The organism is Pseudomonas sp. 09C 129, from assembly GCF_002843625.1.
Classification (GTDB): domain Bacteria; phylum Pseudomonadota; class Gammaproteobacteria; order Pseudomonadales; family Pseudomonadaceae; genus Aquipseudomonas; species Aquipseudomonas chlororaphis.
In genome coordinates this window covers 5641349-5655504 of record NZ_CP025261.1, presented here as the reverse complement: position 1 = coordinate 5655504, position 14156 = coordinate 5641349, and the positions used below count along the sequence as shown (strand labels likewise).

The 14156-nt window shown below is 63.8% G+C and carries 14 protein-coding genes; 9 read left to right on the top strand and 5 right to left on the bottom strand.

All coding sequences use genetic code 11. The features are described from left to right. Positions 1-129: 129 nt before the first annotated feature. Complete coding sequence (locus CXQ81_RS25225) at positions 130-984, top strand: D-hexose-6-phosphate mutarotase (RefSeq protein ID WP_007921951.1); 855 nt, start codon at positions 130-132, stop codon at positions 982-984. Positions 985-1087: 103 nt separating this feature from the next. On the opposite strand, the gene CXQ81_RS25220 is transcribed toward CXQ81_RS25225, so the two are convergent. Further along, on the bottom strand, positions 1088-1948 hold the full coding sequence (locus tag CXQ81_RS25220) for a MurR/RpiR family transcriptional regulator (RefSeq protein WP_169914959.1): 861 nt from the start codon (positions 1946-1948) through the stop codon (positions 1088-1090). 209 nt (positions 1949-2157) lie between these two features. Here CXQ81_RS25220 and zwf point away from each other — a divergent pair, with 209 nt between their 5' ends. From zwf to CXQ81_RS25205, 3 genes are read left to right on the top strand one after another with little or no spacing between them, the layout of a single operon-like run. Further along, positions 2158-3627, top strand: coding sequence for a glucose-6-phosphate dehydrogenase (zwf, locus tag CXQ81_RS25215; protein WP_007921955.1), 1470 nt, complete (start codon positions 2158-2160; stop codon positions 3625-3627). Further along, entirely contained in the window at positions 3614-4327 is a 714-nt protein-coding gene (gene pgl / locus CXQ81_RS25210; protein ID WP_007921957.1) for a 6-phosphogluconolactonase, read from the top strand. The genes zwf and pgl overlap by 14 nt, the downstream gene beginning before the upstream one ends. 17 nt (positions 4328-4344) lie before the next feature. After that, positions 4345-5010, top strand: a complete 666-nt coding sequence (locus CXQ81_RS25205; RefSeq protein WP_007921959.1) for a bifunctional 4-hydroxy-2-oxoglutarate aldolase/2-dehydro-3-deoxy-phosphogluconate aldolase — start codon at positions 4345-4347, stop codon at positions 5008-5010. A 288-nt stretch (positions 5011-5298) separates the two neighbouring features. On the opposite strand, the gene CXQ81_RS25200 is transcribed toward CXQ81_RS25205, so the two are convergent. Next, positions 5299-6486, bottom strand: coding sequence for an aminotransferase class V-fold PLP-dependent enzyme (locus CXQ81_RS25200; RefSeq protein WP_101338868.1), 1188 nt, complete (start codon positions 6484-6486; stop codon positions 5299-5301). A gap of 10 nt (positions 6487-6496) precedes the next feature. After that, a complete protein-coding gene (locus tag CXQ81_RS25195) occupies positions 6497-6733 on the bottom strand; it encodes a DUF3820 family protein (protein ID WP_007925076.1) in 237 nt (78 codons plus the stop codon). A 205-nt stretch (positions 6734-6938) separates the two neighbouring features. On the opposite strand from CXQ81_RS25195, the gene CXQ81_RS25190 reads away from it, so the two are divergent. The 4 genes from CXQ81_RS25190 (at position 6939) to CXQ81_RS25175 (ending at position 10618) form a co-directional block, all read left to right on the top strand. Continuing rightward, on the top strand, positions 6939-7406 hold the full coding sequence (locus CXQ81_RS25190) for a PA2169 family four-helix-bundle protein (protein ID WP_101338867.1): 468 nt from the start codon (positions 6939-6941) through the stop codon (positions 7404-7406). Positions 7407-7562: 156 nt separating this feature from the next. Continuing rightward, complete coding sequence (locus CXQ81_RS25185) at positions 7563-9551, top strand: FUSC family protein (RefSeq protein ID WP_101338866.1); 1989 nt, start codon at positions 7563-7565, stop codon at positions 9549-9551. Further along, positions 9538-9744, top strand: a complete 207-nt coding sequence (locus CXQ81_RS25180) for a DUF1656 domain-containing protein (protein WP_007925079.1) — start codon at positions 9538-9540, stop codon at positions 9742-9744. The genes CXQ81_RS25185 and CXQ81_RS25180 overlap by 14 nt, the downstream gene beginning before the upstream one ends. 10 nt (positions 9745-9754) lie before the next feature. Continuing rightward, positions 9755-10618: an HlyD family secretion protein gene (locus CXQ81_RS25175; RefSeq protein ID WP_053262350.1), complete on the top strand. Its 864-nt coding sequence runs from the start codon at positions 9755-9757 to the stop codon at positions 10616-10618. Positions 10619-10674: 56 nt separating this feature from the next. Here the strand turns inward: CXQ81_RS25175 and CXQ81_RS25170 are convergent, their stop codons facing one another. Next, positions 10675-11145: a MaoC family dehydratase gene (locus tag CXQ81_RS25170; protein ID WP_007925083.1), complete on the bottom strand. Its 471-nt coding sequence runs from the start codon at positions 11143-11145 to the stop codon at positions 10675-10677. A 52-nt stretch (positions 11146-11197) separates the two neighbouring features. Further along, on the bottom strand, positions 11198-12142 hold the full coding sequence (locus CXQ81_RS25165; protein WP_101338865.1) for an alpha/beta hydrolase: 945 nt from the start codon (positions 12140-12142) through the stop codon (positions 11198-11200). Between the two features lie 225 nt (positions 12143-12367). Between CXQ81_RS25165 and fadD2 the strand changes: the two genes are divergently transcribed. After that, positions 12368-14056 carry a long-chain-fatty-acid--CoA ligase FadD2 gene (gene fadD2 / locus CXQ81_RS25160; protein WP_101338864.1) on the top strand — a complete coding sequence of 563 codons (1689 nt, stop codon included), beginning with the start codon at positions 12368-12370 and terminating at the stop codon, positions 14054-14056. Positions 14057-14156 lie beyond the last annotated feature (100 nt).

Sequence of the window (14156 nt, the reverse complement as noted above, 5' to 3'; positions counted from 1 at the left end):
GCCGCAGGCCTTCAGCGATCTTGAGGACGCTACGGCCGTTCCGGCCGATCGCAGCCTGCGGCAGCGGCTACAGGAGCTTGCGCAGCATGATGACTATCAGGACAGCAATGATCTTCAGGACCGTGGCCCATGCATGAGCATCCGCTACAACGCTTTTTCAAATCCTTGCGCGAGCGCCCGACCTTCGCCTGGGAGCGCTATCAGATGCGCGATGTGCTGGTGATCGACCATCCGCTGTGCCAGGCGGTGTTCAGTCGCCAGGGCGCGCAGCTCCTGCACTTCCAGCCGACCGGGCAGAAGCCCTGGCTGTGGTGCGCAGCGAAGTGGCCGCAGGTCGGGGCGATCCGTGGCGGGGTGCCGGTATGCTGGCCCTGGTACGGCCGTCACCCGAGCGAAAACGCCTGGCCGTCCCATGGCTGGGCCCGGCTGATCGACTGGAAGCTGCTCGACAGCCGCAGCGATGACGAGGGCGTGTACCTGCACTGGCAGTTGCAACTGTGCGACTGGCAGGTCGACCTGCACGCGCACCTGGGCGAAAGCCTGGACCTGCGCCTGAGCACCGAGCACCAGGACAGCCTGCCGTGCCAGCTGAGCCAGGCTTTGCACGCCTACTGGCGTATTGGCGACGTCGGTGAGGTAGCGCTGTCTGGGCTTGATGGCGCCGAGGGTTACGACCAGTTGAGCCGCCAGGCGTGCCGGCAAACGGGCGAGCTACGGGTCGATGGCGGCTGCCAGCGGGTGTTCCAGCACGAGGGCGAATTGCAGCTCAAGGATCACGCCTGGCAGCGCGAATTGCGCATCGACACCGGCGACACCGCCGACACCGTGGTCTGGCATCCAGGCAGCCGGCCGCTGCTGGGGGTGAGCTGGAACGAGGTGTCCGGGTTCGTCTGCGTCGAGGCGGCGGCGGGCGGCACCGACAGTCTGTGCCTGGCGCCGGGGGAGCGGGCGCATCTGAGCCTGCAGGCGCGAGCGGGGGCGTAGTGGCGGGTTGGCGGTGTGGCTGCTGCCGTCATCGCGGGCAATCGAGCGTCGACCGGCCGCTCCTACAGTTCGATGTGTTCCTGTAGGAGCGGCCAGGCGAAACTCAGTTGTACTCGTCGCCCACCGGATAACGGCTGGCGTTGAGGCTTTCCTTGATCTTGCGCAGGTGCGGCTGGAAGTCCACGCCGCGGCGCAGGGTCATGCCGGTGGCGAGGACGTCGAGCACGGTGAGCTGGATGATCCGCGAGGTCATCGGCATGTAGATGTCGGTGTCTTCCGGCAGCGGGATGTTCAGGCTCAGGGTACTGGCCTTGGCCAGCGGCGAGCCGGCGGCGGTCAGGCCGAGTACCGAGGCGCCGTTTTCCCGGGCGATGCGCGCCACTTCCACCAGCTCGCGGGTGCGCCCGGTGTAGGAGATGATCACGAACAGCTCGCCGGTGTGCGCCACCGAGGCGATCATCCGCTGCATCAGCACATCGGCATGGGCGGTCACCGCCAGGTTGAAGCGGAAGAACTTGTGCTGGGCATCTAGGGCCACCGGGGCCGAGGCGCCGAGGCCGAAGAAGTGGATCTGCCGGGCCTGGATCAGCAGGTCGACGGCGCGGCTGATCAGGTTCGGGTCCAGGGCCTGGCAGGCGCTGTCCAGGGAGGCGATGGCGCTGCCGAAGATTTTCTGGGTATAGGCTTCGGGGTTGTCGTCGGCTTCCACCGCGCGGCTGACGTAGGCCGCGCCGCTGGCCAGGCTCTGGGCCAGTTGCAGCTTGAGTTCGGGGTAGCCGCTGACGCCGAACGAGCGGCAGAAACGGTTGACCGTCGGCTCGCTGACCGAAGCGGCCTGGGCGAGGGCAGCAATACTGAAGCGGGTCGCCTGCTGTGGGTTGAGCAGGATGACTTCGGCGACTTTACGTTCCGCCTTGTTCAATTCTTCAAGGCGATTCTGGATCTGTTCCAGAAGATTTCGCACGCGGTCCATTAGGGTTTTCCTGGTTCGGCAATGCAAAGGAAGCCGGTCTTAACCGGTCTTTGGCGGTGGCCTATCCTACTGATGGCTCCGACGGACCACCACTTCGAATCTATATTTTGCTAAAATGTTGTGGTTATTACTACATTTTCCCTTGAGTGATGCCTTGAAAAAAGGTATTTGTAGCTTAACTTGATAAAAGAACAAACATCATGCCTTCGATAACGGTTGAACCGTGCACCTTTGCCTTGTTCGGCGCGCTGGGCGATCTGGCGCTTCGCAAATTGTTTCCTGCCCTCTACCAACTCGATGGCGCCGGCCTGCTGCATGACGACACGCGCATTCTGGCCCTGGCCCGCGAGCCGGGCAGCGAACAGCAGCACCTGTCATTCATTGAAGCGCAATTGCGCAAGTATGTCGGTGCCAAGGAGATCGACGCGGCGGTGCTGGAGCGCTTCCTGGCGCGCCTGACCTACCTGCACGTGGACTTCCTCAAGGCCGAGGATTACCAGGCCCTGGCCGAGCTGGCCGGGCGCGAGCAACGCCTGATCGCCTATTTCGCCACACCGGCGGCGGTGTACGGGGCGATCTGCGAGAACCTGTCGAAGGCCGGCCTGGCGGAAAACACCCGCGTGGTGCTGGAAAAGCCCATCGGTTCGGACCTGGAGTCGTCGCGCAAGGTCAACGACGCGGTGGCGCAGTTCTTCCCGGAGAACCGCATCTATCGCATCGACCACTACTTGGGCAAGGAGACGGTGCAGAACCTGATCGCCCTGCGTTTCGCCAACAGCCTGTTCGAGACCCAGTGGAACCAGAACTACATCTCCCACGTGGAAATCACCGTGGCCGAGAAGGTCGGCATCGAAGGCCGCTGGGGTTACTTCGACAAGGCCGGCCAGCTGCGGGACATGATCCAGAACCACCTGTTGCAACTGCTCTGCCTGATCGCCATGGACCCGCCCGCCGACCTCTCGGCCGACAGCATCCGTGACGAGAAGGTCAAGGTGCTCAAGGCCCTGGCGCCGATCAGCCCGGAAGGCCTGACCACCCAGGTGGTGCGCGGCCAGTACATCGCCGGGCACAGCGAAGGCAAGGCCGTGCCGGGGTACCTGGAGGAAGAGAATTCCAACACCCAGAGCGACACCGAAACCTTCGTCGCCCTGCGGGCCGACATCCGCAACTGGCGTTGGGCCGGGGTGCCGTTCTACCTGCGTACCGGCAAGCGCATGCCGCAGAAGCTGTCGCAGATCGTCATTCACTTCAAGGAGCCGTCGCACTACATCTTCGCCCCCGAGCAGCGCCTGCAGATCAGCAACAAGCTGATCATCCGCCTGCAGCCGGACGAAGGTATCTCCCTGCGGGTGATGACCAAGGAACAAGGCCTGGACAAGGGCATGCAACTGCGCAGCGGCCCGTTGCAGCTGAATTTTTCCGATACCTATCGCAGCGCGCGGATTCCCGATGCCTACGAGCGGTTGTTGCTGGAAGTGATGCGCGGCAACCAGAACCTGTTTGTCCGCAAAGATGAAATCGAAGCCGCGTGGAAGTGGTGCGACCAGTTGATCGCCGGGTGGAAGAAATCCGGCGATGCGCCCAAGCCGTATGCGGCCGGGTCGTGGGGGCCGATGAGCTCCATCGCACTGATCACGCGGGACGGGAGGTCGTGGTATGGCGATATCTAAATTGAAACTGCCCGCGGGCGTGCACGCCCACGAGTTCCATAGCCCGGCGCTGTTGGCCGAAGGCCTGGCGCTGAAGGTGGCCGGGCAACTGAGCCAGGCGATCCAGGTGCGCGGCGAAGCCACGCTGGTGGTGTCCGGTGGGCGCAGCCCGGTGGCGTTTTTCCAGCACCTGGCCAAGCAGCACCTGGACTGGTCCAAGGTGTTGATCACCCTGGCGGACGAGCGCTGGGTCCCGGTGGAGCACGCCGACAGCAACGCCGGCCTGCTCAAGCGCTACCTGCTCCAAGGGCCGGCGGCCAAGGCGAAGTTCCTCAGCCTGTACAACGCCGCGGCGAACCTCGAACAGGCCGCGGTGCAGGCCGATCGTCTGCTGGCCGAGTTGTCGGCCATCGACGTGCTGATCCTGGGCATGGGCGACGACGGTCACACCGCCTCGCTGTTCCCCAACAGCCCGAACCTGACCGAAGCCCTGCGGGCCGACGGCCAGCGACGCTGCTGGCCGATGCTGGCGCCGAGCGTGCCGCATCAGCGCCTGAGCATGAGCCGCGCCTTGCTGGCCTCGGCCACGTACAGCGTGCTGTCGATTTCCGGTCAATCCAAATTGACCACCCTGAGTGCCGCACTGGCCGGTGACGATGTCGCCGCGATGCCGATTCGTGCCTTCCTGCAACCTCCGTTAGAGATTTACTGGTGCCCATGAGCCAAGGATCAGCCGCTATGACAATCCCACAACCGACCGTTTCCATGGCGGACAAAGTTGCCCTGATCGACAGCCTCTGCGCCAAGGCGCGGATTCTGCCGGTGATCACCATCGCCCGCGAACAGGACGTGCTGCCCCTGGCCGACGCCCTGGCCGCCGGTGGCCTGACCGCGCTGGAAGTGACCCTGCGCTCGCAGTTCGGCCTCAAGGCCATCCAGATCCTGCGCGAGCAGCGTCCGGAGCTGGTGACCGGCGCCGGTACCGTGCTCGATCGGCAGATGCTGGCCGCCGCCGAAGCCGCCGGTTCGCAGTTCATCGTCACCCCGGGCATTACCCGCGACCTGCTGGAAGCCAGTGTCGCCAGCCCGATCCCGCTGTTGCCGGGGATCAGCAATGCCTCCGGGATCATGGAGGGTTACAGCCTGGGCTATCGCCGCTTCAAGCTGTTCCCGGCGGAAGTCAGTGGTGGTGTGGCCGCGATCAAGGCCCTGGGTGGCCCGTTCGGCGAAGTGAAATTCTGCCCGACCGGCGGTGTCGGCCCGGCCAATATCAAGAGCTACATGGCGTTGAAGAACGTGATGTGCGTCGGCGGTAGCTGGATGCTCGATCCCGAGTGGATCAAGAACGGCGACTGGGCGCGGATCCAGGAGTGCACGGCCGAGGCCCTGGCGCTGCTGGACTGACAGCTTTCCTGCTTTTTTCTCAAAGATTCGTTGGTGTGTTCTACGGCTTTACGGTGCGCTTGGTCGGTGCACCGTTTTTTTTTGCCTGGAGAAAAGCTGCCTGGCGACGCCGGGTCTTCTGTAGGAGCGCAGCTTGTTCGCGATGACGCCGGGGCGGGCAACGCGATCTGAATGGTCGCTACTGTCTGTTGCCGCTGCCGCAGGCTGCGATCGGCCGAAAGGCCGTAGCGTCATCTGGATCGCAGAAGGTCCTTCGGACCTGTCGCAGCCTGCGGCAGCGGCTACAGGTCATTCAACTGCCAGTTCGGTCAATGCCTCGACCAGCATCTGGATATCCGCGCTCGGCGTGGTAAAGCCCGGAGTCACCCGGATACAGGGCCCGCAACGCGAACCGCTGCGCGCCACGGTGAACAGGTTGTATTCCTGGAGCAGCCGCTCGGCCATCGCCTGCTGGTCCGGCTGGCGGGTGAAGCGAAACGAGGTGATGCCGCAATACAGCCGTGGATCGTCCGGGGTCATGACTTCAATGCCGGGCAGGTCGCGCACCTGGCTCACCCACAGGTCGCGCAGGTAATTCAGGCGTGCGCCCTTGAGGGCCGAGCCGCCCATGCCGCGGTGCTCCTCGAACACCCGTGGCAAGGTCAGCCAGGCCGGGATGTTCGGCGTGCCATAAGGCGCCCGTGAGCGGATATCGTCCAGGGCATAACGTTGCTCGCCCATGTCCGGATCGATATCGGCCAGGCGTTGCGGGTCGATATAGACAAAACCCAGGCTCAGCGGCGCGCCAATCCACTTCTGCAGGTTATAGCCGGCGAACGCCACGCCCAGTTCACTGAGCTGGAAATCGACCTGGGCCAGGGCGTGGGCGCCGTCGAGGATGACGTCGATTCCCCGTTCGCGGGCATCCAGGGCGATGGCCTGGACCGGCAGTACCAGCCCGGTGCGGTGGGTGACGTGGGTCAGGGCCATCAGCTTCAGCCGAGGGTAGCGCTCGAAGGCCTCGCGATAGCTGCCCAGCAGGCTGTCGAAACTCGCCGGATGAGCATGCTCGATCTCGATGACCTCGACCCCGCGATGGCGCGCCAGCCAGCGCATGGCGCCCTTGACGCTGTCGTATTCCAGGTCGCTGATCAGCACCTGATCGCCCGGCTGGAGGCGGTTGTAGTTGCGAATCAGTGATTGCAGCGCCTCCGAAGCGCTGCGGGTGAGGGCGATGGCCTGGCGATCGACGTCAACCAGCTCGGCCAATTGCTGTCGAATCTGCAAATTGCCGATCTGTTCGAAATGCTGGCGCACATGCACCGAGTTGCTGCGGTTCACGAAGTCGATCTGGCGCTGGTATTCCTCGACCACGGCGCGGCTCATGCGCCCGAAATAGCCGTTTTCCAGGTTGATCGGCCCGGGCTCGACGTCATATCGGCGGGCAATCGCCAGCCAGTAATCTTCGTCGCGGGCGAGTTGGGCATTACATGGCATGGCGGTCTTCTTAATGACGGGGTTTGGGTTTGCCGTGTTTGGCGCGCAGCGGGTCCAGTAGATCGGAGAGGCCGTTGTGATCGATTTCCTGCATCAATGCCAACAGGCCGCCCAGCTCGCCGTGGGGGAAACCTTCGCGGGCGAACCAGTTCAGGTAGGGGCCGGGCAGGTCGGCGAGGATGCGGCCCTTGTACTTGCCGTAGGGCATTTCGCGGGTGACCAGAAGTTCAAGTTTTTCGGGATTCATGGCGGCTGTCTGTAGAGGTGACGAACACCTTGGAAAATACAGGCATTCTGCATGCAGGCCAAATGACAGATCATGCAAATAACGCGGATACAGAAAGCGGTAAAAAATTTAACTATTTGAAAAATAATGGAAAAATTTTCATTCCAGGACTGGCATGCAGGGTGCAACACCTATGACAACTCCCTCAATCTGGAAGGAATGAAAAATGACTGACATCAACAAAGAAGCGATTTCGATCCTCAACGACCTGATCGAAACCAGTAAGGACGGTCAGGAGGGGTTCAAGACCTGCGCAGAAGACATCAAGCAGCCTGAGCTCAAAGCGCTGTTCGTCAAGCGCTCCGCCGATTGCGCCACCGCCGCGGCCGAATTGCAGGCCAGCGTGCGTTCCATGGGCGGCGATCCGCAGACCTCCACCAGCGTCAGTGGCGACCTGCACCGCCGTTGGGTCGACCTCAAGTCCCTGGTGACCGGCAAGGACGAAGAAGCGGTGCTCAACGAAGCCGAGCGCGGCGAAGACCACGCCCTGAAGGCCTACAAGGATGCGCTGGAGAAAATCAGCAAACACAACCTGGTCGGCATTCGTGACCTGGTGGAGCGTCAGTACCATGGCGTACAGCGCAACCACGATCAGGTCAAAGCCTTGCGCAACCAGGCCCGCGCCCGTTCATAGCGGGCTAAACCTGTCAAAAACGCCAGCCTGCCTGGCGTTTTTTTGTGCCTTGAAATTAATGCTGGACGACTGATAGTTAGCTAGCTAATAATTTGTGGGCGTCATCTCTCGCTCCCGGGCATCTATCGTTGTTTTGTCCTTCCCAGGGTTCTTTCCGTGCGTATCACTTTGCAGGCGTTGTTCGCCCCCAATCTTGCGGCCGTGCAGTTCGCGATCAAGACCGTGCTCGGCGCCGGCCTGGCGTTGTGGTTGGCCATGCGGTGGGGCCTGCAGCAGCCGTCCTGGGCCCTGATGACGGCGATCATCGTCGCCCAACCGCTGTCCGGGATGGTCCTGCAAAAGGGCATGGCACGGCTGGTGGGGACTTTGGTGGGAACCTGCATGTCGGTGCTGTTCATGGGGCTGTTCGCCCAGACACCGTGGCTGTTCCTGCTGGCCCTGGCGCTGTGGCTGGGGCTGTGCACCGCCAGTTCGACCCTGCTGCGCAGCGCCTGGTCCTATTCCTTCGTGCTGGCCGGCTACACCGTGGCGATCATCGCCTTGCCGGCGATCTCCCATCCGTTGTCGATCTTCGACCAGGCCGTGGCGCGCTGCACGGAAATTTCCCTGGGCATTATCTGCGCCACCGCCAGCAGTGCCTTGCTCTGGCCGATGCGGGTCGAGCGGCAGTTGACCGCCCAGGCGCGCAGCGCCTGGCAAAGCGGGATGCAGGCGGCGCGGGCGACCCTGGCCGGCGATGCCCTGGCGCGCAAGGGCCTGCTGGAAATCCTCGGGCGCATCGTCGCCGTGGACTCCCAGCGCGAACATGCCTGGTTCGAAGGTCCGTCGGGGCGGCAGCGGGCGCGGGCGATCAGCGGCCTGAGCCAGAAGCTGCTGATGCTGCTGCGGATCTCCCGTTCGGTACGCCGGCAATGGAAGCAATTGGACCAGGCCGAGGCGCAGCAACTGGCGCCGTGGATGGAGCAAGTGCAGCAAGCCCTGGCGGCCATGGACAAACCGACCTTGCAGGCGTTGCGACCGCAGTTGCTGGACGCTTCCCATGACTCGGCGATCAGCTCGGCGCAAAGCTATTGCCTGGCCCGTTTCACCCTGTTGCTGGATACCGCCCTGGCCGCCGGCGAGGCGCTGCGGGCGGTGGAGGAGGGCAAGGCGCCGGTGGAGCAGCCCGCCACCCTGAGCCCCCATCGCGATCTATCGCTGGCGCTGCTGTTTGGCGCGCGCAGCGCCCTGGCTTTCCTCACCGTGGCCTGCTTCTGGCTGGCCACGGCCTGGCCGGCGGCCTCCGGGGCGATGCTGCTGACCTGCGTGGTGTGCGGCCTGTTCGCCAGTCGCGAAAACGGCGCGCAGATTGGCATGAGTTTCATGCGCGGCATCTTCCTGGCGATTCCGGCGGCCTTCATGGTCGGGCAGATCCTGCTGCCGCAGTGGAGCAGTTTCGCCCTGCTGGCGATGGCCATGGGCGTGCCGTTGTTTTTCGGCGCGCTGGGCATGGCCAAACCGCAGATCGGCGCCACGGCGACCTCGTTCTGCCTGCACTTCGTGGTGCTGATTTCACCGCAGAACCCGATGACGTTCGACGTCGCGAATTTCTTCAACAGCGCCCAGGCGATGGTGCTCGGCGTAGGCGCCGCAGTGTTGGCGTTTCACCTGCTGATCCTGCGCGACCCGGCCTGGCATGGGCGGCGCCTGCTGGCGGCGACCCTGCAGGATCTGGTGCGCTTGACCCGGCGCAATCTGCGCGGCGCGGAAAGCTGGTTCGGCGGGCGCATGGCCGATCGCCTGCTGCAACTGGCGCGGCACTACCCGGAATTGCCGGAACAGGCGCGCAGCCGCTGGGACGATGGCCTGCTGGGCCTGGATATCGGCGATGAACTGATGCATTTGCGGTTGAGCCTGGCGGTAGCCCAGGTGCCCGCGGATGCTTCGCAGCGACGTTATTTCGAGCATCTGGAACAGGTGCTGGAACAAGGGCCGGCCGCCGGTCGCGACGATGCGCTGGCCGACGCCAGCACGGCCTTGCTCGAGGCCCTGGGCAGCCAACCGCCGAGCGATGCGTTGAAGCTGGCCCAGGGCGCGGTGGTGCAGTTGCAGAAGAGCTGGCGCACCTGGTGCCGGCAGCAGGAGGAAAACCATGGGGCTGCGTGAGTGGTCGCTGGGCGGAGTGTTGCTCAGCCCGTTTCTGATTTATGTGGTGCTGGCGCTGGTGCTGACCGGGGTGTTGCGCATGCTGTTGCGCGCAACGCCTCTGGGGCGCTGGATCTGGCACGAAGCACTGTTCGATGTGGCCTTGTACGTCTGTGTCCTGACGTTGGTCACTGTCGTACTCGGACCTTTATAAGGAGTTGTTCATGCGTGCCTCCGTGCGTATCGCTTTTACTTTGTGCCTGGTGGCTGCGGCGCTGTTTGCCGGCTTTCATCTGTGGCAGTACTACATGCTCACGCCCTGGACCCGGGATGCGCGGATTCGCGCCGACGTGGTGATAGTCGCCCCCGATGTGTCGGGCTGGGTGCGTGAACTCAAGGCCTATGACAACCAGGCGGTGAAGGCCGGCGACCTGTTGCTGAGCATCGACCGCGACCGCTTCGAGGCGGCGCTGGAAAAGGCCCAGGCGGTGGTGCAGACCCGCCAGCAGCAACTCAGCCTGAAAGAGCACGAAGCCAGCCGCCGGGCCAGCTTAGGCCCGCAGGCGATCAGCGCCGAGCTGCGGGAAAACGCGCAGATCAATGCCGGGGTGGCCCGTGGCGAGCTGCGCCAGGCCCAGGCCGACGCCAAGGTCGCCGAACTCAACCTGGCACGCAGCCAGGTCCGCGCGCCGCGCAGCGGGCACATCACCAACCTGCGCCTGGCCGAAGGCAACTATGTGAACGCCGGGCAATCGGTGATGGCCCTGATCGACGATTCGACGTTCTACGTGCAGGCCTATTTCGAGGAAACCAAACTGCCGCGGATCAAGGTCGGCGACCCGGTCAAGGTGTGGCTGATGAGCGCTGGAGAAGCCTTGCAGGGGCATGTGGAAAGCATCAGCCGCGGCATCACCGACCGCAACGCCACGCCGGACGGGCAACTGCTGGCGGAGGTGGAACCGACCTTCAACTGGGTGCGCCTGGCGCAGCGGATTCCGGTGCGCATCAGGCTCGACAAGGTGCCCGAAGGCGTCAACCTGAGCGCCGGGATGACGGCGAGCGTGCAGGTGGAGGAGGGGGGGCGCTAATCCCGCCTGTAGCCGCTGCCGAGCCTGCGAGGCTGCGCCAGCGGCTACAGGGCGGTTCAGCCGATATTGATGGCCGGCAAGGTCGGCAGGGTGACGGTCTGCTGTTTGCGTGGGGCGAGGATTTCGGCTTCGCCGTCCACCACCAGCTCATCGCGCTGGTTGAACACGCGGGTGGCGATACGCACGCGGAACTTCGGCAGTTTTTCGAGGATTTCCAGGCGCACGGTCAGGGTGTCGCCGATCTTCACCGGCTTCTGGAAGCTCATCTGCTGGCCGATATAGATGGTGCCCGGCCCAGGCAGCTCGCAGGCCACCGCGGCGCTGATCAGCGCACCGCTGAACATGCCGTGGGCGATACGCTCCTTGAACATGCTGGCGGCGGCGAATTCGGCGTCCAGGTGCACCGGGTTGTGGTCGCCGGACATGGCGGCGAACAGCTGGATGTCACGCTCTTCCACATGCTTGCTGTAGCTGGCGGTCTGGCCGACTTCGAGGGCTTCGTACGGGGTGTTGGTAACCTGGGTCATCTCTCTCAAGTCCTGTGCTGAGCGTTGATTGGTATATCGATTTGAAACAGGGTCATTCAGTCTTCGGCGGTCGGCGATGCCGCAGGGCCTGGTCGAGCCAGGCCAGTACATCGGCAGTCACTTCGTCGCGGTTGCTTTCATTGAACAATTCGTGCCGCGCCTGCGGGTAGATCGTGAGCTGCAGGCACTGGCTGCCGGCCTCGCGCAGAGCACCGGCCAGATCCTTGAGACGTATGCCATTGCTCACCGGATCACATTCCCCGCCGATCACCAGCAATGGCAGGCCCGGATCGATCTGGGCCAGGTTGGAGGCCTTGCTGATTTGCTGCAGGCCACCCAGCAGGTCGACCCACAGCTGGTTGCTGCAGCGAAAGCCGCAGAGCGGGTCGTGGGCGTATTTGTCGACTTCGTCGGGGTCGCGGCTGAGCCAGTCGAAGGCGGTGCGGTTGGGTTTGAAGGCCTTGTTGAACGAGCCGAAGGACAGCCATTCGATCAACGCGCTGCGTCCCAGGGGCCCCTGGCGCCAGCGTTCGAAGCGGGCGATCTGGCGAGCCGCGCGGTACAGCGCCACCGGCTGGAAATTCGAGCCGCTGAGGATCGCCCCGTCGAGGCTGGCGCTGTGGTGCAGCAGGTAGGCCTGGGCGATGTAGCTGCCCATGCTGTGGCCCAGCAGCACGATCGGGGTTCCCGGGTGCTGCTGGCCGATGTGCTGGTTGAGGCTGGCCAGGTCGCCGACCACCTTGCACCAGCCATCATCGTCGGCCAAGTGCCCGAGTACCCCGTGCTCGGCGGTCTTACCGTGGCCGCGCAGGTCCAGCGCATAGACCCCGTAGCCTTCATTGCACAGCGCCTCTGCCAGCCTGGCGTAGCGCCCGCTGTGTTCGGCCATGCCGTGGGCCAGCAGGATCACGGCCTTGAGCGGGGCCGCCGGGAGCCACTGGTTGACGTAGAGCTGGCTGTGGTCGCTCGCGGTCAGCCAGAAAGAGTGGTGGATCATGGCGATTCCTTTGCACGGGGTCTTTGCACGGGGTCGTTGCATTGTATAGCTCATCGTCGCGGCCCCGTCCGATCCGCGCGCGCCATGGCGGCAAGATTCACGTTATCAATGACGCGCCCGGCCTTATTTGCCCTATCCGCCATAGCTGCTAACGTCCGCAGAGCCCCGCCTTTCGTAGCGTGAGAGAAGCGGCCCGGACAGCTCAGGTTAAAGAGGACAAGAACAATGCAGCCTGATTTCTGGAATGACAAACGCCCGGCCGGAGTGCCCACCGATATCGATCTGGGTGCCTACAAGTCGGTGATCGAGGTGTTCGAGCGTTCCTGCAAGAAATTCGCCGACCGCCCGGCCTTCAGCAACATGGGCGTGACCATGACTTACGCCGAGCTGGAACGCTACAGCGCGGCCTTTGCCGGTTATCTGCAGAGCAGTACCGACCTGGTGCCGGGCGATCGTATCGCGGTGCAGATGCCCAATGTCCTGCATTACCCGATCGCCGTGTTCGGCGCCTTGCGCGCCGGGCTGATCGTGGTCAACACCAACCCGCTGTACACCACCCGGGAAATGCGCCACCAGTTCAAGGATTCCGGAGCGCGGGCCCTGGTGTACATGAACCTGTTCGGGCAGAAGGTCGAGGAGGTGCTGCCCGATACCGATATCCAGTTCCTGATCGAGGCGAAGATGGGCGACCTGATGCCGTCCGCCAAGGGCTGGCTGGTCAATACCCTGGTCGACAAGGTCAAGAAGATGGTGCCGGCCTATCGCTTGCCCCAGGCCGTTTCCTTCAAGAGCGCGCTGCGCCTGGGCCGTGGCCAGCCGATCAAGCCTTTGAACGCCCGCCTGGACGACGTCGCCGTGCTGCAATACACCGGCGGCACCACGGGGCTGGCCAAGGGCGCGATGCTGACCCACGGTAACCTGGTGGCCAACATGCAGCAGGCCCGTGCCTGCCTCGGGCAACTGGGGCCGGACGGCCATCCGCTGCTGCGTGAAGGCCAGGAGGTGATGATCGCGCCGCTGCCGCTGTACCACATCTATGCCTTCACCGCGAACTGCATGTGCATGATGGTCACCGGCAACCACAACGTGCTGATCACCAACCCACGGGACATCGGCGGTTTCATCAAGGAGCTGAAGCAGTGGCGCTTCTCGGCGCTGCTGGGGCTGAACACGCTGTTCACCGCGCTGATGGATCATCCCGAGTTCAAGAACCTCGACTTCTCCAATCTCAAGCTCACCAACTCCGGGGGCACGGCGCTGGTCAAGGCCACCGCCGAGCGCTGGACGCAGGTGACCGGTTGCCGCATCACCGAAGGCTACGGCCTGACCGAAACCTCGCCCGTGGCCTGCACCAACCCTTACGGCGACCAGTCGCGCCTGGGCTCGGTGGGCTTGCCGGTGCCGGGCACGACCCTCAAGGTCATCGACGATGAGGGCGTCGAGCAGCCGCTGGGCGAGCGCGGCGAACTGTGCATCAAGGGGCCGCAGATCATGAAAGGCTACTGGCAGAAGCCGGAGGCCACCGAGGAGGTGCTGGATGCCGAGGGCTGGTTCAAGTCCGGCGATATCGCGGTGATCGATCCGGATGGCTTCGTGCGCATCGTCGATCGCAAGAAGGACATGATCATCGTCTCGGGTTTCAACGTGTACCCCAATGAAATCGAGGACGTGGTGATGGCCCACCCGAAAGTCGCCAACTGCGCGGTGATCGGCGTGCCGGACGAGCGTTCGGGGGAGGCGGTGAAGCTGTTCGTGGTGGCCCGCGAGTCAGGGGTCAGCCTCGAAGAGCTGAAGGCCTACTGCAAGGAAAACTTCACTGGCTACAAGGTGCCGAAACACATCGTGTTGCGTGAGTCGTTGCCGATGACGCCGGTAGGCAAGATTCTGCGCCGGGAGTTGCGCGACATCGCCTGATGTTTCACCGCATGTAACAGTCCCGCGCTATAGCGCGGCTATCGCGAGCAAGCTTCGCTCCTACAGGGATCCGTACACTTCCTGTAGGAGCGAAGCTTGC